This is a genomic window from Clostridium beijerinckii, from assembly GCF_008705175.1.
Lineage (GTDB): Bacteria > Bacillota > Clostridia > Clostridiales > Clostridiaceae > Clostridium > Clostridium beijerinckii.
On the sequence record NZ_CP043998.1, the window covers coordinates 1,667,043 to 1,689,962 of the forward strand.

Annotated in this window: 16 protein-coding genes and 1 riboswitch; of the genes, 13 read left to right on the top strand and 3 right to left on the bottom strand. The window is 31.3% G+C overall.

From position 1 onward, the window contains the following. Positions 1–79: 79 nt before the first annotated feature. Positions 80–946, bottom strand: a complete 867-nt coding sequence (ablB, locus tag F3K33_RS07525; RefSeq protein WP_023976251.1) for a putative beta-lysine N-acetyltransferase — start codon at positions 944–946, stop codon at positions 80–82. Between the two features lie 202 nt (positions 947–1,148). After that, a riboswitch (cyclic di-AMP (ydaO/yuaA leader) is annotated at positions 1,149–1,283 on the bottom strand. Between the two features lie 276 nt (positions 1,284–1,559). On the opposite strand from ablB, the gene F3K33_RS07530 reads away from it, so the two are divergent. The 4 genes from F3K33_RS07530 (at position 1,560) to F3K33_RS07545 (ending at position 7,537) form a co-directional block, all read left to right on the top strand. Beyond that, on the top strand, positions 1,560–3,389 hold the full coding sequence (locus F3K33_RS07530; RefSeq protein ID WP_039773329.1) for a S8 family peptidase: 1,830 nt from the start codon (positions 1,560–1,562) through the stop codon (positions 3,387–3,389). A gap of 174 nt (positions 3,390–3,563) precedes the next feature. After that, positions 3,564–4,778 (top strand): N-acetylmuramoyl-L-alanine amidase family protein, encoded by a 1,215-nt coding sequence (locus F3K33_RS07535; RefSeq protein ID WP_039773328.1) that lies wholly within the window; start codon positions 3,564–3,566, stop codon positions 4,776–4,778. A 521-nt stretch (positions 4,779–5,299) separates the two neighbouring features. After that, a complete protein-coding gene (locus F3K33_RS07540) occupies positions 5,300–7,138 on the top strand; it encodes a S8 family peptidase (protein ID WP_039773327.1) in 1,839 nt (612 codons plus the stop codon). A gap of 234 nt (positions 7,139–7,372) precedes the next feature. Beyond that, positions 7,373–7,537: a CDIF630_02480 family spore surface protein gene (locus F3K33_RS07545; RefSeq protein WP_011968789.1), complete on the top strand. Its 165-nt coding sequence runs from the start codon at positions 7,373–7,375 to the stop codon at positions 7,535–7,537. A gap of 311 nt (positions 7,538–7,848) precedes the next feature. Here F3K33_RS07545 and nifJ read toward each other — a convergent pair whose 3' ends face one another. After that, positions 7,849–11,367: a pyruvate:ferredoxin (flavodoxin) oxidoreductase gene (gene nifJ / locus F3K33_RS07550; protein ID WP_039773326.1), complete on the bottom strand. Its 3,519-nt coding sequence runs from the start codon at positions 11,365–11,367 to the stop codon at positions 7,849–7,851. Between the two features lie 395 nt (positions 11,368–11,762). Here nifJ and kdpF point away from each other — a divergent pair, with 395 nt between their 5' ends. The 7 genes from kdpF (at position 11,763) to F3K33_RS07585 (ending at position 20,275) form a co-directional block, all read left to right on the top strand. Continuing rightward, complete coding sequence (gene kdpF / locus F3K33_RS27115) at positions 11,763–11,840, top strand: K(+)-transporting ATPase subunit F (protein WP_077310054.1); 78 nt, start codon at positions 11,763–11,765, stop codon at positions 11,838–11,840. Between the two features lie 32 nt (positions 11,841–11,872). After that, positions 11,873–13,552, top strand: a complete 1,680-nt coding sequence (kdpA, locus tag F3K33_RS07560) for a potassium-transporting ATPase subunit KdpA (RefSeq protein ID WP_039773324.1) — start codon at positions 11,873–11,875, stop codon at positions 13,550–13,552. Between the two features lie 34 nt (positions 13,553–13,586). Next, entirely contained in the window at positions 13,587–15,650 is a 2,064-nt protein-coding gene (gene kdpB, locus F3K33_RS07565) for a potassium-transporting ATPase subunit KdpB (protein WP_039773322.1), read from the top strand. A gap of 66 nt (positions 15,651–15,716) precedes the next feature. Then, on the top strand, positions 15,717–16,343 hold the full coding sequence (locus F3K33_RS07570) for a K(+)-transporting ATPase subunit C (protein ID WP_039773321.1): 627 nt from the start codon (positions 15,717–15,719) through the stop codon (positions 16,341–16,343). A 47-nt stretch (positions 16,344–16,390) separates the two neighbouring features. After that, a complete protein-coding gene (locus tag F3K33_RS07575) occupies positions 16,391–16,726 on the top strand; it encodes a hypothetical protein (protein ID WP_017211435.1) in 336 nt (111 codons plus the stop codon). A 146-nt stretch (positions 16,727–16,872) separates the two neighbouring features. Next, a complete protein-coding gene (locus F3K33_RS07580; RefSeq protein WP_084670583.1) occupies positions 16,873–19,584 on the top strand; it encodes an ATP-binding protein in 2,712 nt (903 codons plus the stop codon). Next, on the top strand, positions 19,577–20,275 hold the full coding sequence (locus tag F3K33_RS07585) for a response regulator (RefSeq protein WP_039773319.1): 699 nt from the start codon (positions 19,577–19,579) through the stop codon (positions 20,273–20,275). Before F3K33_RS07580 ends, F3K33_RS07585 begins: the two co-directional genes overlap by 8 nt. 48 nt (positions 20,276–20,323) lie before the next feature. Here F3K33_RS07585 and F3K33_RS07590 read toward each other — a convergent pair whose 3' ends face one another. Further along, a complete protein-coding gene (locus F3K33_RS07590; RefSeq protein ID WP_023976864.1) occupies positions 20,324–20,902 on the bottom strand; it encodes a 5' nucleotidase, NT5C type in 579 nt (192 codons plus the stop codon). A gap of 536 nt (positions 20,903–21,438) precedes the next feature. On the opposite strand from F3K33_RS07590, the gene F3K33_RS26300 reads away from it, so the two are divergent. Beyond that, positions 21,439–21,588 carry a hypothetical protein gene (locus tag F3K33_RS26300; protein WP_017211431.1) on the top strand — a complete coding sequence of 50 codons (150 nt, stop codon included), beginning with the start codon at positions 21,439–21,441 and terminating at the stop codon, positions 21,586–21,588. A 487-nt stretch (positions 21,589–22,075) separates the two neighbouring features. Next, on the top strand, positions 22,076–22,567 hold the full coding sequence (locus F3K33_RS07595; protein WP_039773317.1) for a 2Fe-2S iron-sulfur cluster-binding protein: 492 nt from the start codon (positions 22,076–22,078) through the stop codon (positions 22,565–22,567). The last annotated feature ends 353 nt before the right edge of the window (positions 22,568–22,920 follow it).

The window sequence follows — 22,920 nt, forward strand, 5'->3', positions numbered from 1 at the left end:
TGATAAAAGAGGGGATTAAAAAATATTGTTTATTTGCTTCATGCAAATAAATAATATTTTTTACTATAATAAAACTAATTTAAAAGCTTGTACTATTTATGTTTTTTACCCAAAGGTTCATGTCTTCAAAGGTACCGCATATATTACAATTGTTTACTAGTCTGCCAGCAAAATTATAATTATGCTTACTTAGAACAAAGTTAATGCTAGGATTTATTGATCTAGATAAACTATATAAACAGAGAAAACCCTTAGTTTTTAAGTCTGATTCTAAAGAATAAATAATGTTTGATAATATTCCTATGCCTCTATAAGATGGATGAGTAGCACAGTCAGTTATTTCAGCATTCAAATTTTCTTTATTCATATCCGCTGAAGCTATGCTGATTATTTTTCCATTATATACGGCAACTTTGTATAGAACTTTATCATTCATTGTTTGTTTTAAATATTCTTCATCATAAATAGGTGATTGATAAGTTAAAAAAACGGTGGAAAACAAATCTATCATTTCTTTTATATCATTTTTATTTGCGTTTCGAATAAGGTATCCTAAATTATTTTTTTGATGCGCATATGTGTTCCTAACATTCTGACATTCTTTTATTAATAGTTCTTTTCTTGCAAAATTGCTGCAAACTTTTCTATCGCTATTAATAAAGTATGACATACAAAAAGCATCGTTACCTTTAAAATATCCATTGATCTTGCCTTCGGAATTGAATCCCGCATTAATAAAAGTTTCAAATGATTTAGTATCACAATTACAAATAATTTTACTTAAATGTTGTTTTGATGCAAAGTGAATTATTCTTTTCAAGTTTTGCATTGATATGGCATTAAAGTCAATTATTTTTATTCGCTTGTTAGGTAAATCTACTAATATTTTAGTCCGATCTATTTTTGCGTAAAAAGTATTATTTAATTCACATCTACTTGCTCTCATTAAATTGCTTTCTCCTTTTATCATAATGTATTACTTGAAGTTAGGAAAAAGTTTCTTAACTATAAGATATTTTTCCAGCCTCAAAAGTTTGTCCTAAGTTTAAGTTTATAATTATAAAAAAAATAATAAGCTATAGAGAAGTCTCTATAGCTTATAAAGCAATAATATTTATAGGCATACATAAAAAATATCAAAGTATACCAAAACTTCTCTTCTACGCTTACGAGATTAGCTGACGGATTCGGATTGAAGAAAATTAACCCTACTTATTATCGTGTAATAAGATTCACCCCCAAAAATGGTTCTCCCGTTCAAAGTGATTAAGCGTTACATATATCATTTTGTAATTATTAATATCTTATATATAAACATATCATTTTTAAATATTTGAGTCAATATATGTATAAGTCAATGTGCATTATTATGCAAATATAAATATTAATTAATCAATTATATATTATAAATTCTCCCTTTTACTTTATTTGTGAAAGTGAAATAAATTTAAATAGTATAGGTTCGCATGCATTCGCTTGTGTTTTATTAATGTGTACTAAATGAATAAATTATATTTTACGGAAATATTATTAGATATAGCAATACTAAGGAGTTTAATGTGCCTAGTTTTAAAAAATGTAATTTATATTATGCTGGATTTCCTAATTATTTAGTGCAATATAGAGGAGATTTTCAGGGACAAATTGATAACATATCATATGCCTGTGGCGACAAAATTACTGATACAATTGCAGTAATCTCTATAGCACCAGAAGATTTAAATCGTTTAATGAAGGATGTTCCATCAATTCTTTATATAAATCCTAGAAGCAAATACGTACTACAAGAGGTCTCGCCATCAAGTGTAGATAATATCAATGCAATCAAAATTAATCCATACTTAGACTTAAATGGAAGAGGCGTGCTTATAGGTATGGTTGATAGCGGAATAGAATATTTAAATGAAGAATTTATAAGAGAGGATGATACTTCAAGAATAGTAAGTCTCTGGGATCAGACAGTACCAGATTCTACCGACACATCAGTTTATATTGGAAGAACATTTAGCAATGAAGAAATTACTAATGCAATCAAAGCTTATAGAAATAATCAAGATCCATATCTAATTGTCCCATCAAAGGATGAAGTGGGACATGGAACACAGATGGCTGGTATTATTGGCGCAAGAGGTTATAATGCCGATGTTCAAGGCGTTGCATCAGGATGCGAATTTGTGATTGTTAAGCTTTTTGAATCTATAAATTTTAGAAACGAGCTTCAAGCAAATGGTATTCCTTATACACCAGTGTATAATGATTCAGAAGTTTTAGCAGCAATATATTACTTGCAAAGTGTTGCAGTAAGACTGAATAGACCTATGGTTATATATTTGGGTGTAGGTACAACCGAAGGCAGTCATGATGGCAATAATCTTCTTTCAAGGTATTTAACTTCTATTGGAAAACTTAGAGGTATTGTTACAGTTACTGGTGTCGGAAATGAAGGAGCGTCAGAAGGTCATACTTCTGGAGTCATAAAACAAACTGGGGATGTGGCTTCTATTGAGTTGAGAATACCTAGAGAGATGAACTATTTTTCTTTCACAATCTGGTTGATAAAACCTAATAGGGCATCTATAAATGTTATTTCACCTAATGGAGAATCATCAAAATTTATTAAAGCAAAGGCAAATGAAATACAAAATGTTAATTTTGTATTTTTTAAGACTCAAATGACTGTAAAATATTATGTTCCTGAGCATTTCACTGGTCATGAAGCCATAGCAATTAGTTTTGATGGCATAAAAGCAGGAATATGGACCTTTCAGCTAAGGGGAGATTATATAACAGATGGTAGATATCATATATGGTTACCACCACAAAAAACATTGCCAGAAAATACGAGATTTCTTCAAGCAGATCCTTTTACTACATTGACAATACCATCTACGGCGCGAAGTGTAGTCACAACAGCTTATTATGGAAATGACAATGCTTTGGTTGCAGCATCTGGAAAGGGCCCTAATGTTAATACATATGTAGAAAACCCGGATATAGCTACTTTGGGGGCAGATATATTAGCAACGAATATAGGAGGCAAGACTACTACTGTTTCTGGCAGTTCAGTAGCAGCTGCTATAATAGCAGGAGCTTGTGCGCTTTTATTGCAATGGGGGATTGTTAATGGAAATGATAGAACTATGTTTGCAGCAAAAATCATAGCTTATTTAGTGCTTGGTGCAGATAGGAGCAATTTGGCTTATAGATACCCTACTAGAGAAATTGGATATGGATTTTTTGATTTACTAGGTACTTTTAATATAATAAGCAGAAGCTATAGAATGGATCTAGGCCTAGAAAATAAGTCAAGGGCAGATTGGAAAATAGGGAATAAGTATATTGAATACAGTGTAAAAGCATTATTTATAAGAATTCCTAAAGAAATATAAATGTTAAAAAACAATACATTTGTTTAAAATTGCACATTGAAATAAGAAAATATGTAATATGAAGAAAAAAAATCTATTTTACCAATTAAAAGGTACTGTAAATGGTACTTGATATTGTATTATATAGTGAACAGCATTGTTTGGTGCTAATACAATAATTTAGGGGGATATAATATGAATAAAAATATTAAAAGAATAGTTGCATTAACAATTGCGGCAACTGCCTTTAGTGCAATTGTACCAGCAACAAGCTTAACTTTAACTACAACAGCTTATGCGTCAACAGGTGATTTATCAAGCATTAAATTAAAGACATCAGGCGGAAGCACAATAAAGACTTATAGTGATGATAATTATAAAAGTAAAAATGAAGTTGATGACAATGAGTTGAAAAATAATGAAACTTATTACGCTAAGACTTCATCTAGTAAAATAAAAATAAGTGTAAATGGCGCTGACTCAAGTAATGTTAGAATCTTTAAAGGAAGAACAAGTTCCACTAAAGGTGTAAAAACAGGCAGTACTATTGAACTATCCAAAGGATCAACAACAGTTCTTACAATAAGAACATATAACGATAATCCAGGAACGGTCAAATACAGTGATGATTCATATTCTAGTCAATACACTATTAGGGTGAAGTGTACAGCAAGTTCTTCTAGTGATGATGAAGATGATAATAAAGATGTGTATTTGAAGAGCATCTCACTTAGTGAAGGGGATTTGAGTTTTTCCAAAAATACCTCTGATTACAGTGTAAATGTTTCTGGATCTGTTGATGAAATTAAAATAACCGCAAAACCAGATTGTGATAGTGATGAGTATGATGATTATGAAGTAAGAATAGATGGAAGTATTGTAGATGAAAGCGATAAATTTAGAAAAACAGTATCTTTAAATAAAGGAAAGAATGATATAAAGATAACTGTTAAAAATGATGATGATAAGAGAACATACACATTGAATATTTATAGAGGTGGAAGTGGAAATAACTCTAATAGCAGTGATACACCATTGCCAACTAAGAATATTAAGGCAAATCAATGGGTACAGGTCAATGGAAGATGGCAATACAACGATTCTATGGGTAATTCAGTAAAAAATAATTGGATACGTAATTATTACTTACAATCAGATGGAAACATGGCCACAGGGTGGTTAAACTATGGAGGTACATGGTATTATTTGGGTGGCGACGGAGCAAAAAAAGCAGGCTGGCAGTTAGTTAATGGTAATTGGTACAATATGGATTCAGAAGGAAGAATGCAAACAGGATGGATTAAGGATGTGTCTGGAAAGTATTATTACTTATATAGTAATGGAGCTATGGCATACAATACCACTATTGGTGGGTATAGATTAGGATCTAATGGTGCTTGGATTAAGTAGAATTCATAAAATGCTTAATGTAAAGTTTTTATTTAGAAATAGTGATAATCTAGTTGATTAACATATATAAATAAACTAATTATAATCTATACTTATGCGTATAACTCACCGAAATGAATAACATACTTTTGTTACAGTTTCTGGGCAATTCTGATGGGTGATTCTAAGTCTATATAAAGTTGCATCCAAAGTGCTAGCCTCAAAGAACAAGCTTTGAACTAGCACATTTGGAACAACTTATAGCCAAAGAATCACATCCATCAAAATTACCAATGAAACATTCCACAAAAGTATATTACTCATTTCTGGTTGGAAGATATTTCATAGTCTAAGTATAGTCTATGATTGTCTTATCTATACTTTTAATAAATCTATGACCCATACTAATATTTATAAATATTAGTATGGGTCGCATTTTTATAAATATGATAAGGCCATTTAATTATATTTGTATTTTCATAATGAATAATTTGTACTTTAGCTAAATACTATTAAATATAAGTAATACTAAGGAGTCTGCTGTGCCTAGTTTTAAGAAATGTAGTTTATATTATGGAGGAATGCCTAATTATTTAGTTCAATATAGAGGAGATTTTAGAGGTCAAATAGACAAAGTATCTTATGCGTGTGGAGATGTAATTACTGATATTATCGCGGTTGTATCTGCTTCACCAGAAGATTTAGTTAGATTGGCTAAGGATGTACCATCGATTCTTTACATAGATCCTAGAAGTAAGTACGTATTACAAGATATATCTCCGTCAAGTGTAGATAATATAAATGCAATTAAAATTAATCCTTACTTGGACTTAAATGGTAGAGGTGTCCTTATAGGCATGGTTGACACTGGAATAGATTATTTAAATGAAGAATTTATAAGGGAAGATGATACTTCAAGAATAATAAGTCTTTGGGATCAAACTATTCCTGATTCTGATGATACCTCAGTTTACATAGGAAAAACCTTTAATAATGAAGAGATTACTAATGCAGTCAAGGCTTATAGAAATAAACAGGATCCATATTTAATTGTACCTTCAAGAGATGAAGTTGGGCATGGAACTCAAATGGCCGGTATCATTGGAGCAAGGGGGTATAATGCCGATGTTCAAGGGATAGCTTCTGGATGTGAGTTTGTGGTTGTAAAACTTTATGAGTCCATGGAATTCAGGGAAGAGCTCATAGCAAATGGTATTCCATATACACCAGTATATAATGATTCAGAGGTATTAGCAGCGATAGATTATTTAAAAAATGCTTCAGTAAGTCTTAATAGACCAATGGTTATATATATTGGAGTTGGAACAACAGAAGGTAGTCATGATGGTAATAATTTAATTTCAAGATATATAGCATCGCTAGGAAGGCTTAGAGGACTAATTACAGTTGCTGGTGTTGGAAATGAAGGCGCTTCAGAAGGTCATGCTTCGGGAATTATAAAGCAAACAGGGGATATAGTTTCTATAGAATTAAGAATATCAAAGGAAATGAAATATTTTTCCTTTACAATTTGGGTAATAAAACCTAATAGGGCATCTATAAATGTAATTTCGCCTAATGGAGAATCATCTAAATTCATTAAAGCGAAAGCCAATGAAATACAAAATGTTAATTTTGTATTTTTTAAGACTCGAATGACTGTGAAATATTATGTTCCGGAATATTTTACAGGCCATGAAGCAATAGCCATAAATTTTGATAGCATAAAAGCTGGAATATGGACATTGCAGTTACGAGGAGATTATATAACTGATGGAAGATATCACATTTGGCTTCCGCCACAAAAAACATTACCGGAGAATACAAGATTTCTTCAAGCAGACCCATTTAGTACGTTAACAATACCATCTACAGCCAGGAGAGTAGCTACAATAGCTTATTACGGAAATGATAATGCGTTGATCGCAGCATCTGGGAAAGGTCCGAATGTTAATGTAGATATAAATAACCCAGATTTAGCGACTTTAGGGATAGATGTATTAACTACAAAAGTAGGAGGGGGAACTACAACTGTATCTGGTAGCTCGGTGGCTGCTGCGATAATTTCTGGGGCTTGCGCACTTTTGTTGCAATGGGGAGTTGTTAATGGAAATGACAAAACCATGTTTTCAGCGAAAGTTATAGCATATTTGATTTTGGGTGCTGATAGAAGTAACTCGACATATAGATATCCTAATAGGGAAATAGGGTATGGATTTTTTGATTTACTTGGTACATTTAATATTATTAGCCGAAGTTATAGAATGAACCTAGATTTAAAAGAAAAAGATGAAGTCAGCATGGAGAAAAACTGTATTGAATATAGTGTGAGAAATCTATTTATAAGACTTCCGAAAACAAATATGGAAATATTAAAATAAAAAAATATGAGGATAATTAAGAAGATTTTTTTTATATAATAATAAAGTCTAGTATCAAAACTTGCATTATTTATGAAGAGTCCATTCCAAATTTATTTAGATTTTAACCCAATATGTAATTAAATAATTATCATGTTGCAAATTAACTCTAGTCATACTTTTCATTTTTAAGTAAATACTATTACTGATCTAAATTTATTAGAATAATTTTGGATAGTAAAAGGAGGTTTACACATGACAAATAAATTTAAAGAAAAGTTCGTTGGAATGCCAATAGAAAAGCATGATGCAGCAGCATGGGCTAATATGGAAGACGCACAACCTGTATCTAATGTGAACATTCCTAGCGAAGTACAAGTTAGAAATGCAAAAGAATATGTAGATACAAATCAAAAGTAAGTATATATCCATCACGAAATAAGAAACATGTTTTATTGCGGTTTCTAAGGAATTTTTATGGACGATTCTAAGATTAGAAGTTGTATCCAAAATGCTAGCCTCAAAAGCGAGTTTGAACTAGCATATTTGGAACAACTTCTAATCAAGAATCATAACCATAAAAATTCCAATGAAACACTCCACAAAACATGCTTCTTATTTCTAGTGGAATATAACTTTTGATTTTCAAATTATCTATAGAAAAATCCCCGGAAAATCGGGGATTTTTTATTTTGGTTACTATTTACATGTATGTTATTTGGAGCTTTTTACTAATATTGCATATCAGCTAAGCGCTTATAAGTTTCATATCTTTCTTTTGCATTCTTTTCTGCTTCATCAAATAATTTATCGGCTACCTCTGGGAATACGTTCATTAATGATGAGTAACGTATTTCTCCATGTAAGAAGTCTTTATATGGAGCAGAAGGTTCTTTTGATTCAAGTAAGAATGGGTTTTTACCTTCATCTTTTAATAATGGGTTATATCTATATAGATGCCAATATCCAGACTCAACAGCTTTCTTTTCTTCTTTTATACTGTTACCCATACCAACTTTTATACCATGGCTTATACATGGAGCATAAGCTATAATGATTGATGGTCCTGGATATTTTTCAGCTTCAGCTATTACCTTAATGGCATGATTCATGTTTGCACCCATAGCTATTTGAGCAACATACACGTAGCCATAGCTCATAGCCATAAGTCCTAAATCTTTCTTTCTAGTTTTCTTACCTGCTGCTGCGAATTTAGCAACTTGAGCAGTTTGAGTAGATTTTGAAGCCTGCCCTCCAGTATTAGAGTAGATTTCTGTGTCCATTACAAATATGTTTACATCATCACCCATAGCAAGCACTTGATCCACTCCACCGTAGCCTATATCGTAAGCCCATCCGTCTCCACCGAGTATCCAGTGAGACTTTTTAACTAAATAATCTTTTCTTTCTAATATCTCTTTTGCAATTTCATTATTAGAATTTTTTAGAACTTCTAAAACTTTAGAAGAAGCTGTTTTTGATCCGTTTCCATCATTGAAGTTATCAAGCCAATCGCGGAAAGCATTCTTAATCTCGTCATTAAAGTCAGATGATTCTAAACCTTCGTTCATTAAATCTGCTAGCTTTTCTCTTATTTGTTTAACACCTAGGAAAATACCATATCCAAATTCGGCATTGTCTTCAAATAATGAATTTGCCCAAGCTGGACCTTTTCCTTCAGCATTTGTGGTATAAGCTATAGAAGGAGCACTTGCACCCCATATAGATGAACATCCAGTTGCATTAGCAATTATCATTCTTTCACCAAAAAGTTGTGTTAGAAGTCTTATATATGGAGTCTCTCCACATCCAGGGCAAGCACCGTTGAATTCTAGGAGAGGTCTAACTAATTGGCTGCCTTTTAAGGTATTTCTATCAATCAAGTCTTCCTTAGGTGTAAGCTTCATTGCGTATTCCCAGTTTTCAGCTTGCTCTAATATTTGTTCTTCAGCCGGTTTCATTATAAGAGCTTTACCAGGAGCAGGACATACATCAGCGCAGTTGCCGCAGCCTGTGCAGTCTAGAGGAGCTATTTGTATTCTATAACCGTAGTTTTCTAGACCTTTTCCAGCAGCCTTCTTTGTAATGAAGTCCTCAGGAGCATTCTTCATTTCGATTTCATCAACTAAGAATTGGCGTACTGTAGCATGAGGGCATATGAATGCACATTGACCACATTGTATACACTTATCTGTTTGCCATTCAGGAACATTAACAGCTATACCACGTTTTTCATAGGCTGTAGTTCCAAGAGGGAAAGTACCATCTTCCATTCCTTTAAATGTACTTGTTGGTAATTCATCACCTTCAAGTCTTGCCATAGGACGTTGAATATTTTTAACAAAGTCTGGTTCGTCTTTAACTGGTTTATCACTATCTTTAGCATTGGCCCAAGATTCAGGTATACTAATTTCGTTCAATGAATCTATTCCTCTATCAACAGCATCATGATTCATTTTTACTATTTTATCACCTTTTTTACCATACAAGTGGGAAATTGAATCTTTTAAATATTTAGCTGCATCTTCAACAGGAATAACATTAGCAAGTTTAAAGAATGCAGATTGCATTATCATATTAATTCTATTTCCAAGACCTATTTCGCCAGCAATAGCAATTGCATCTATAGTATAGAATTTAATATTATTTTTTGCCATATATCTCTTATATGCTGCAGGTAATTTATCTTCAATTTCATCCTTATTCCATGGGCAGTTAAGTACAAAAGTTCCATTCTTTTTTAGCCCCTTTAAGACATCAAAATTATAGATAAAGGATTTGTTGTGACAAGCAACATAATCTGCATTATAAACTAAATAAGGAGATTTTATAGGGCTTTTTCCAAATCTTAAATGGGACACTGTAGTACCACCAGACTTTTTACTATCATAAGAAAAATATGCTTGAGCATATAAATTCGTATTATCACCTATAATTTTAACAGCACTCTTATTCGCTCCAACTGTACCATCTGATCCTAATCCCCAGAATTTACAGCTTATAGTTCCTTGTGGTGTAGTATCAATTATTTCTCCTTCAGGCAGAGAAGTGTTAGTAATATCATCAACTATACCAACAGTGAAATTATCTTTTGGCTTATCTGAATTTAAATTGCCAAAAACAGAAATAATTTGAGACGGTCTTGTATCTTTAGATGCCAACCCATATCTTCCACCAACTATCACTGGTTTGTTATCTTTATTATAGAAAAGCTTAGTAACATCTAAGTATAATGGCTCAGCAGGTGCACCAGGTTCTTTTGTTCTATCTAATACAGCTATTTTCTTAACAGACTTAGGTAAAACGTTAAAGAAGTACTTATCACAGAAAGGTCTGTATAAATGAACCTTTATCATACCTACTTTTTCGCCTTTTTCTCTTAAATAGTCTACAACTTCGCTTATAGTGTCACAAACTGAACCTATGGCTACTATAACTCTTTCAGCTTCAGGATCTCCATAGTAATCAAATGGGTGATATTCTCTTCCAGTGATATTTTTTAATTCTTTCATATAATTTTCTACAATATCAGGCACTGCATTAAAGAAAGGATTTTGTGCTTCTCTTCCTTGGAAGTAGATATCAGGATTTTGTGCTGTACCTCTAGCAACTGGATGTTCAGGATTTAAAGCTCTATCTCTGAAAGCTTTTAAAGCAGCTTTATCTAAGAGTTTAGTTACTTCTCCAAAATCAGGTACCTCAATTTTTTGGTATTCATGCGATGTTCTAAAACCATCAAAGAAATGAGTAAATGGAACTCTTCCTTTAATTGCACTTAAATGGGCTATACATGCTAAATCCATTACCTCTTGAACACTGCTTGATGCAAGCATAGCAAATCCAGTTTGTCTAGTTGCCATAACATCTTGGTGATCTCCGAAAATTGATAATGCGTGAGTTGCAATTGCACGAGCAGTTACATGAAATACTGCAGGCAAAAGTTCTCCAGCAATCTTATACATGTTTGGTATCATAAGCAGCAAGCCTTGTGATGCTGTATATGTAGTAGTTAGTGCACCAGCTTGGAGTGATCCGTGTACTGCACCAGCTGCACCAGCTTCAGATTGCATTTCAGCAACCTTAATTGGTTGATTAAACATATTTTTCTTTCCGTGAGCAGACCATTCATCAACCCCCTCGGCCATAGGTGTAGAAGGAGTTATAGGATATATTGCAGCTACTTCAGTAAAATTATAGGAAGCATATGCTGCGGCTTGATTTCCGTCCATTGTTTTTGTGACTTTTTGCATTAGGCTAATCCTCCTCTTCTATTTTTATAGAAAATCATAATTTATTTATCTCATTTATTATTTGAAAACCGAGGAAAAGTATACATATTTCTGATAAGCCGTACATTTAGTAATAATTTATATTAAATTATGGACATGAAAAATATTAAATATAAAATTGTATAAACGAAATCTTTATACAATCTTTATGCAGAAGAAAAAAGTCTTAATCCAATCTTTATATTATAGCTAGTAATATTTATATATGAGATATGAATGACGAAAGGAGAAATATGATGATGCTAGATTTTATTTTTTTGACATCATTATTTGTAGGATTTTTTTCTATCATACTGTTTACTAATTGGTGTGAAAAACAAACTAACAAGTAAAAGAAAATAAATGGGGGAATATAAATGCTAAGTTTAGTTGTAATTATAATTTTACTTTTTGGATATTTAGGGTATGCACTATTTAATCCAGAGAAATTTTAAAATTATTAGTAGTGGAACTAGGAGGAATAGTTATGGAGTGGTTACAAATAATAATAACTTTACTACTTTTTATGATAATAGTATTACCAGTTGGAAAGTATCTATATTATGTTAGCGCTGGTCATAAAATCGTTGGAGACAAGCTATTTGATAAAATCGATAACTTTATCTACAAGATATGTGGAATAAGTAAAGATGATGAAATGGATTGGAAAGAATATATTTTTTCTATTATAGCAGTGAATGCTGCAATGGTATTTATAGGATATATAATGCTTAGAGCTCAAGGCTTTTTATTTTTTAATCCAAATAAAATAAATGGAATGGAACAAAGTCTATCTTTTAATACAATTATAAGTTTTATGACTAATACAAATCTTCAAGATTATAGTGGAGAATCAGGACTTTCTCATTTTAGTCAAATGATAGTGATTATTTTTATGATGTTTACATCAGCAGCAACAGGCTTTTCAGCAGCTATTGCTTTTATGAGAGGAATAATTGGAAGAAAGGGAATGGGAAACTTTTTTGTTGATATGACAAGAGTTACAACAAGAGTTTTATTGCCACTATCAATAATAATAGGAATCCTTTTAGTAAGTCAAGGTGTACCACAAACTTTATCGGGAACTAAAACAGTTACTACAATAGAAGGTAAAATGCAAGATATAGCAATTGGCCCGGTAGCAGCTCTTGAATCAATTAAGCATATAGGTACAAACGGCGGAGGTTTCTTCGGGGCAAATTCGGCTCACCCATTTGAAAATCCAACACCTATATCAAATTTAATTGAAATACTATCTATGATGATACTTCCAGGAGCACTAGTTTATACTTTTGGGTTAATGCTTAGAAATAAAAAACAAGGCTGGACCATATTTGGAGCAATGGCTGGAATATTTATAATAGCACTTCCAATATGTTATTATGCAGAAAAGGCTGGAAATCCAGCATTAGCACATGTGGGACTAAATCAACTTATGGGGAATATGGAAGGGAAAGAAGTGAGATTTGGAGTAGGACAATCTGCATTATTTACGACAGTAACTACGTCCTTCACAACAGGAACAGTTAATAATATGCATGATTCCTTAACACCTATAGGTGGAGCAGTTGCTCTTATGAATATGATGCTTAATGTTGTATTCGGAGGTAAGGGCGTAGGCTTTATGAATATGATGATGTATGCTATTCTTACTGTTTTTTTATGTGGACTTATGGTTGGAAGAACACCAGAATTTTTATCAAAGAAAATTGAAGGTAAAGAAATTAAGCTTATAGCATTAGCTATAATAATTCACCCATTACTAATATTGATGTTTTCAACTTTGGCATTAATATCGCCAGAGGGAATTGCAGGAATATCAAATTCAGGATTTCATGGGTTAACTCAAATAGTTTATCAATTTACATCCTCAGCAGCAAATAATGGTTCTGGATTTGAAGGGTTAGGAGATAATACTCTGTTTTGGAATACTACGACAGGTATAGTGATGTTTTATGGAAGATATTTATCAATTATAATTCTTCTTTCAGTAGCTGGCTCTTTAGCCGCCAAAAGAACAATTCCAACAACAATAGGAACTTTTAGAACAGATAATACAATGTTTGCATTAACTCTAATTGCAATTGTTTTAATAATTGGAGCATTAACATTTTTACCTGCTTTGGCGCTTGGACCAATAGCAGAACATTTAACATTGTGGAATTGATTATTATGAAGTAGAAAGCAAGGAGAAAAATAATATGAGTGATAAAAGAAAAAAGTCTAAATTTATTACAAGAGATATATTAAGAGAATCGATTATAGAGTCCTTTAAGAAATTAAATCCTAAATATATGATAAAGAATCCAGTTATGTTTGTTGTTGAAGTGGGTTTTGTTATAACTTTATTGCTTACATTTTATCCAAGCTTATTTGGAGATAAAGGAAGTAATTTAAGAATATATAATTTTATTGTAGCTCTAATATTGTTTATAACAGTACTTTTTGCAAATTTTGCGGAAGCCGTAGCTGAGGGTAGAGGAAAGGCTCAAGCTGAGAATTTAAAGAAAATGCGTAAAGATACTGTAGCAAAATTGTTGAATCCTGATGGAACAACTAAAGTCATAAATGCAAATGAATTAAAAAAAGGAGATATAGTTTTAGTTGAAAATGGAGATATAATTCCTAATGATGGTGAAGTTGTAGAAGGAATAGCCTCTGTTGATGAATCTGCAATAACTGGTGAGTCAGCACCTGTTATGAAAGAACGTGGAGGAGATTTTGCATCAGTTACAGGAGGAACAAAGGTTGTAAGTGACTGGCTAAAGATCGAGATAACAGCAACACCAGGTGAGTCATTTTTGGATAAAATGATATCTCTTGTAGAGGGAGCATCAAGACAAAAAACTCCAAATGAAATTGCGCTTAATACTGTACTTGTTAGCTTAACAATTATATTTCTTATAGTTATAGTTGCACTTTATCCAATGGCTAATTACTCGGGTGTTTCAATTTATATTTCAACTTTAATAGCACTTCTTGTTTGTTTAATACCAACAACAATTGGTGGTCTATTATCAGCTATTGGGATTGCGGGTATGGATAGAGTTACTAAATTCAATGTTATAGCTATGTCAGGAAAAGCTGTAGAAGTCTGCGGCGATATTGATACAATGCTTCTTGATAAGACAGGTACTATAACATTTGGTAATAGATTAGCCTCGGATTTTATACCAGTTGACAACGTAAGGAAATTAGATTTAATAAATTATTCAGTAATCTGTTCAATAAAAGATGATACACCAGAAGGAAAATCAATAGTTGATCTTGCTAGAAGAAGCGAAGCAACAATTAATGAAGAAGAGTATAAAAATTTAGATTTTATTGAGTTTACAGCTCAAACAAGAATGAGCGGAGTGGACTTGCCTGATGGTACTGATATAAGAAAGGGAGCTTCTGATTCTATAAGAAACAGAATAAAAGAAATGGGAGGAATTATTCCAGATGATTTAGATGAAGCTGTTAGCAGAGTATCGAAACTTGGAGGAACACCTCTTGTAGTTTGCGTAAACAATAAAATATACGGAGTTATATATCTTAAAGATACCGTTAAGCCAGGTCTTGCTCTCAGATTTCAAAGACTTAGAGAAATCGGGATTAAAACAGTTATGTGTACTGGTGATAATCCATTAACTGCTGCAACTATTGCTAAAGAAGCTGGTGTAGATGAATTTATAGCTGAATGTAAACCAGAAGATAAAATTGATGCAATTAAAAGAGAGCAAGAACAAGGTAAACTTGTAGCCATGACTGGAGATGGAACCAATGATGCACCAGCTCTAGCACAGGCAGATGTAGGGCTTGCCATGAATAGTGGAACCACAGCGGCTAAAGAAGCAGCTAATATGGTAGATTTAGATTCGGATCCAACAAAAATTCTTGAGGTAGTTGAAATAGGAAAACAATTATTGATTACAAGGGGGGCTTTAACTACTTTCAGTATTGCTAACGATGTAGCAAAGTATTTTGCTATTATACCTGCAATATTTACAGTAGCTATACCTGAAATGCAGATTATGAATATAATGAGACTTTCAACACCATATAGTGCTATACTATCGGCTCTTATATTTAATGCAATAATAATACCACTACTTATTCCAGTAGCAATGAGAGGTGTAAAATATAAACCGATGAAAGCAGAGATGATGTTGCTCAGAAATATGCTTATTTATGGAGGCGGTGGAGTAATTATTCCATTCATAGGAATAAAGGTAATTGACATGATTATTACTCCGTTAGTTAGAATTCTTAATATTGGCTAACTTAGATAATGAAGATTATTGGCTAAGAAAAAATTATGTACCTCAATAAGAAAAGGAGATTTTTATATGAAAATAATCAAAAAATCTATTCTGTTAAGTATTACTTTTATGGTACTTTGTGGGCTTATATATCCTCTTTTAATGACTGGAATAAGCCAGTTGGTTTTTAATAAAAAAGCTAATGGAAGTATGATAACTGTTAATGGAAATGAAGTTGGATCAGAACTTATAGGACAAAATTTCACAGATCCAAGGTTCTTTAGAGGAAGAATTTCAGCTGTAAATTATAACACTTATACAGAAGCAGATAATGTACCAGATGAAAGTGGAAAAGTAGTATATAGTGGAGTTGGCTCAGGATCACAAAATTTGTCTCCTTCCAATGAAGTTCTTAGAGAAAGAGTTGAAAAAGATATAAATGAATTTTTAGATGCTAATCCTGGAGTTAAGAAAGAAGATATACCAACAGACTTGCTTACAAGTTCTGGTTCTGGGTTAGATCCTGATATAAGTCCAAAGGCGGCAGAAATTCAAATTCCAGCAGTTTCAAAAGCATCAGGAATAAGTGAAAGTGATCTTAAAAAATTAATTGATAAATACACCGAGGGTAGAACACTTGGAGTATTTGGCGAACCAAGAGTAAATGTTCTAAAAGTCAATATGGAAATAGCTTCACTTTTAAATATAAAGTAATTTGGGATTCTAGTTCATTTTACTTTTATAGAATGAGAGGGATTACTATGAAAAGAGTATTTTTAGGGCTTTTAGCTATTATCATAATCATTTCCATAGCGGGTTGTAATAATAATCCATATGCTGGAGAATATAAAACATCTGATAATACTATTTTAGAGCTTAATTCGAATGGTAAATGCAAGGTAATAAACAATTCTTATAAGGATGTATTTTATACGTATGGTAAGTATACTATAAATGATAATAAAATAGAAATAACTTTTGATGAGGATAAACAAAACTATATGAGAGTTAAATCTTTAAATGGAGAAGTTAAAGGAAGTGATATAGAATTTTATGATTACTTAGGAAAAGAGTCTACTTATTCTAAAGTAGAGTAGTGAAAGTACTTTTATATTATTATTAGACGATATATAATTTCATTAGGCAGAAGGCGCAATCAAAGAAATAATAAAACAGTATGTCTTACTATTAGTTTCTTTTATGTGCCTAAGATAAAATTAAGGAAATGTTAGGAGTGATTTAAATAGATATAAATGAAAGGCCAGATCCACAGTATCTTTTAAATCAAATAAAAAAAGAAGAGAATGTGTCTTCAAGAGGAAAATTAAAAATATTTTTTGGCTATGCTGCTGGTGTTGGTAAGAGCTATGCAATGCTTATGGAAGCACATGATATGAAGAAATTGGGCTACGATGTAGTGATAGGTTATATAGAACCACATGCAAGACCAGAAACTATGGCATTGCTAAATGGACTTGAGAGTATAGAAAATAGGATTATTGAGTATAAGGGGATAACCTTAAAAGAATTTGACCTGGATATGGCTCTTATTAGAAAACCTGAAATTATGCTAGTAGACGAACTAGCTCATACAAATGCTAGTGAGCAAAGGCACAGAAAGAGATGGCAGGATATTGAGGAACTTTTAGAAGCGGGAATAAATGTTTATACGACTTTAAATGTTCAGCATATAGAAAGCTTAAATGATATAGTTGAAAGTATAACCCATATTTCAGTTAGAGAAAGAATTCCGGACAAAATATTTGATGAGGCTGATAAAGTAGAATTAATTGATATTGAACCAGATGAACTTTTGAAAAGATTTAGTGATGGAAAAGTGTATGATAAGGAACAAGCGACAAAAGCATTTAATAATTTTTTTACTAAAAATAATTTATTTGCACTTAGAGAAATTGCATTAAGAAGAACTGCTGATAGAGTAAATTATGAAGTGGAAAGCGTAAGGTTGTCAAAAGGGCAAATTACCGTAATGCCAACAGTAGATGCAATATTAGCCTGCATTTCTTCATCACCATCTTCTTCAAGGGTTATAAGAACAGCAAGGAGAATGGCAGAAGCACATCATTCAAAATGGATAGCATTTTATGTGGAAACAACAAAGTCGAGAAACTTAAGTAAAAAAGATAAGGAGAGTTTGAGTGCAAATTTTAAGTTGGCAGAAGAGTTGGGTGGAGAGATAGTAACTGTATATAGCGATGATATAGTTGAACAAATAATTCAATATGCAAAATTTAGAAATGTCACAAAGATTATAATAGGAAAAAATCATAAAAAACCAAATAATTTTTTTAGAATTTATGCTAGAGATATAGTTGATAAATTAATGGAGTCTAATTCATATATAGACGTTTATGTTATACCGAATTCAACTTTTAATAAAGAAAAAGAAAACATTATAAAAAGAAAAAAAGTAAGGGTCAGTATTTCATGGAAAGAAATTTTAACAGCTAGTTTAATAATGATTATATCTACAATGATTTCATTATTTATAGACTACATAGGATTTCGTGAAGCAAATGTCATCATGATTTTTATTCTGGGTGTAATTATAGTAAATATGAAAACTAGAGGGTATCTTTTAGGATTTATATGTTCAATCATAAGTATATTCTTATTTAATTTTCTTTTTACTGATCCAAGATATTCTCTTGAAGTTTATGATAAAAGCTACTTAGCTACTTTCCCAATAATGTTAATAGTGACATTTACAATTGGTACTCTTACAAGCAAGATACAAAGGGAAGCACAAAATTCTTTAGCAAGAGAGAATACAACACAAATTTTATATAGAGTAAGTAGAAAGTTACTAAGTGCAACAGGTACAGCTGATGTTGTGGGAATAGGGATAAAATATTTATCTAGATTATTAGAAAGAACAGTTATTTGCTACTTAGTTCAAGAAAATAAATTAACAACACCTTTTATTTATACGGCTACTAAAGGTGAGAAAGATCGGACATTGCTAAATAAAGAGGAAGAAGCTGTTGCATATTGGACATTATTAAATGATAAAGAGTCAGGTGCGGGAACTAATACTTTCTATGGAGCAAAAGGATATTATATGCCTCTGAAAAGTCATAATAAAGTATTAGGCGTGTTAGGTGTCTCTTGTATCACTGGAAACTTAAAACCAGAACAAAAATTCATTTTCGTGACTGTAGCTAGTCAAATATATATTGCTTTAGATAGAGAAATTCTCGCTGAAATTCAGAAAAATTCAAAGTTAGAAATTGAAAGTGAGAGATTAAGAAGTAATCTTTTAAGATCAATTTCCCATGATTTAAGAAGTCCACTTGCAGGGATAAAAGGAGCAATAAGTACTATCATTGAAACAGGAGAACTTCTATCTAAAGATACTAAAGATGAACTTTTTCAAGGTATTTATGATGACACTGAATGGCTTATAAGATTGGTAGAAAATTTACTCAGCATGACTAGATTTGAAGGTGGAAACATGAAAATTAAAAAGAACCTTGAACTCGTAGAAGAAGTTGTATATGAAGCAGTTCAAAGAACTTCAAAACGCTTGAAAGATCATGAGATAAAGGTGACAGTTCCAGAAGATGTTATAATGTTATCTATGGATGGAAATTTAATTGAGCAAGTTCTTATAAATCTTTTTGATAATGCTATTAAGTTTACTCCTAAGGAAGCTTTAATTGAGGTTAAAGTATATGAGGAAGTAGGCGATGTTATATTTGAGGTAATAGATGATGGGATAGGAATATCAGAAGAAATATTACCACATATATTTGATAGATTTTTTACAAATGGAGATAAAATATCTGATTCAAGAAGAGGTGTTGGGCTTGGGCTCGCAATTTGTAAATCTATAGTTGAAGGACATGGTGGGAAAATCAGCGCCCAGAACAAAGATGAAGGAGGCGCAATTTTTAGATTTAACATTCCAAAGGAGGGAAAGATAGATGGATAATAAGCCATATATTCTTGTAGTGGAAGATGACAGGCCCATAAGAAATTTCATAACAGCATCATTAAAAGCACAAGGATTTAATTATATAGAAACAGAGAAAGGAATTGAAGCTATTGCGCTTTCTATGTCTCATAAACCAGACTTGATAATATTGGATTTAGGGCTTCCAGATATTGATGGAATCAATGTTATCACAAAAGTAAGAGAGTGGTCTAAAATACCTATAATAATAGTTTCAGCAAGAGAAAATGAAAGACAGAAGATTGAAGCTTTAGACAAAGGAGCAGATGATTATTTGACTAAGCCTTTTGGAATTGGAGAATTATTAGCTAGGATTAGAGTTTCTTTAAGGCACAGTGTAACAAATACATCTGAAAATAAAAATACAGAAATATTTAAGGTTAAGGGATTGGTTGTTGATTTTAATAAAAGAAAAGTTAGTATAGATGACGAGGATATACATCTAACCCCTATAGAATATAAAATAATGGCACTACTTTGTAAATATGCAGGAAAAGTATTAACCCATAATTTCATAATTAATGAAATTTGGGGTGCAGCTTTAGGTAATGAAACTCAATCACTTAGGGTTTTTATGGCAAGCCTTAGAAGGAAAATAGAGAAGAATCCAGCACAGCCACAATATATTTATACAGAAGTTGGTGTTGGATACAGGCTGATAGATGATTAGTTATTAAGATAAAAGCTTATCCTAATTCTTTTAAGGAGAGGCTTTTTTTTAAACAGCTTTAATTTGTGAAGATAGTTCTGTTATAATTAAGAATATTTCATTCCAATTATTAACTCTAGTTATTTTATCATTTATAGGTTTCCTGTTATAATTTGTATCCATAAGAAGAACATTGAATCCTGCCTCCGATAACTGAATTGCATTATTGTAGTTATCTTCAATAAAAACATTACAATCTAATTCGTGTGCTTTGTCAACCTTGTAGTGGCTACCTAAAACAAATAAGTTATCATAAGGTATTTCATTGTTTCTTAAAAATAGATGAGTCAGTGTTTTTAGCTCTAAATCTCTAGCTGTCACAAAATATATATTATGAAATTGATGCAATGCAGTTATAACAAGTTTAGCACCATCTCTTAGTTTTTGATCTGAGTGGAGTTTGAACTTATTTCTATTATAGAAATCGTCATATTCCTGCCTTTTTATACCCATAACTTCATGAATTTCATATTCTGTTACCTGATCTTCCGTTATATTCTTCTTAAAATATTTATTCGCCATATCTAGCCAGTCATAAGCCTTAGTTATCGTTCCGTCGATATCAATACAGATATTTAAAGTATTCATTTTATTTACATCTCCTTTATTAAATATTTATATTAGAAAACTTCCACAAGGTTATTCTTAATTGAGGAAGCAAAGAATGGTTAAATTCTTTATAGATATAGTATATTTATAAAAAGCTAAGATAGCATTAAAGGTATGTTAATGTTGTGTTACTTTTATGAATAATAAAATAATGTTAGTTTAGTATAGTAACCAATATAATATTTTTAACGTTCTTTTAAAGTTTTACGTGTAGAAATTTAACAATTTTATTGTATGATAGAAATAAATAGATTTAGAAAGGTTGTATTTAAAGAAATTTACTAATTTAATGCTTATATTAAATATAATTTATACGCATTATGGTGAAAAATTAGAAATGTGATGTATAATTACAGTAAAAGATAAATAAATTTTAAGTACAGCGTTTTATAGAATAAATGATGTGATTTTAATACTATACAAAATAATTAATGTGTACAAACTTAATATATTTACCATTGACTTTATGTAATGATGAAATTTTATTTCAAAAATAAAAAGGATGGTGGGATAATATGACTCCAAAAGAACTAACTCAAAAAACAGTTAAGGATATAATTAAAAGAAGAAAGAAAGCTGAGAATGAGATTAAGGCTTATCAAAGCGATCAAACTGCAAAGAAAATGAGAAACTGGAGTGTTAGAGTTGGAGGATGTAGATGGTAATGATTTAAATATAGATCGAGTATATGGATTATATAATAAATAGAGTTACCAACAAAAGGTGACTCTATTTGTCATTTATATGTCATTTAAAATAAGTACCTTGGTTTGCTATTTATGTCATTGTTAGTGCAAAGAAATATAGAGGGAAAGTTGAAAATAGTAATATTGAGCTATTGAGGCATAGAACCCAGTAGGTTTTGTATAGTATCATGATTTAAAGTATATAATTTTAATAAAGATAAGTATTTAGAGTAATAATTTTGGATTTAAGTTTTGATTGGGAAGTTGTAGAGGTAAACAATTATATAATTTTTAGAGGGTAGCTTTACATAATTATCCTTTAAGGTAACAAACAAATTTAAAAATAAGATTGTTTATGATAAGTGAAGAAATACATAGGAATTAAACTTACAAATAATTTCAATAAAATAAAGTTACAACTGTCAATTTAAAATTATCAATATAAGATTTAAAGGAGAGGGAAAGAATGTCAGTAAGGGTTAAGTTTATAAGTGAAGTAGAAGTTAAAGATGAGAAAAAGGTTTTAAAAGCTGCTAAAAATGCTAAGGTAAAAATTAATGACTCATGTGAAGGAAAAGGAAAATGTGGAAAGTGTGTTATTAAAGTTATAGAGGGAAAACTTTCTGAACCAACTAAAGAAGAATTAAAAGTTTTAGGAAAAGAAAAAATTGATGATGGATATAGATTGGCATGCCAAACCCGTATACTTGAGGATTCAGTGATAGAAATAATAGATAGCGAAGATATAAAAGCTAAAAAGGATACTAAGTGTGGTGCTTTAAAAGTTAAGGATAGTGATAAAATAAAATTACGCAAAGAAGATATAGATGCTAATGATAAAGTAGAAGCTTCTGAAACCGAAGAGGTGAAAATTAAGATAGATAGTGATGATAATAAGTTGAACCATAAGGGACATAACAAAGATACTGCAAAAAAGAATAAAAAATCAGATAAATAGAATATATAGAATATAAAGTACATAGACAAAAAATATAGCTAAATTAATAAGAATAGATTAGTGAATAATATTTATTTTAAAATAAGGCTTAGAAATGTTATTAAATTGCATTTCTAAGCCTTATTATTTTAGTTAGGATATATTTCATAGCCTAAGTATACCTCACCGAAATTATAAATATTTTGATTCCGAAAAGCTATGAAAATATCGCTGAAGGTTCTAAGCAGCAGGTTGTATCCACTTTAGCATGCTCCAACTTTCAGTTTGACAAGCTAAAATGGAACAGAAGTATGTTATTCATTTCGGCGAGTTATATGCATAAGTTAAGGTCTTAGTTGAATTATCTATATAAA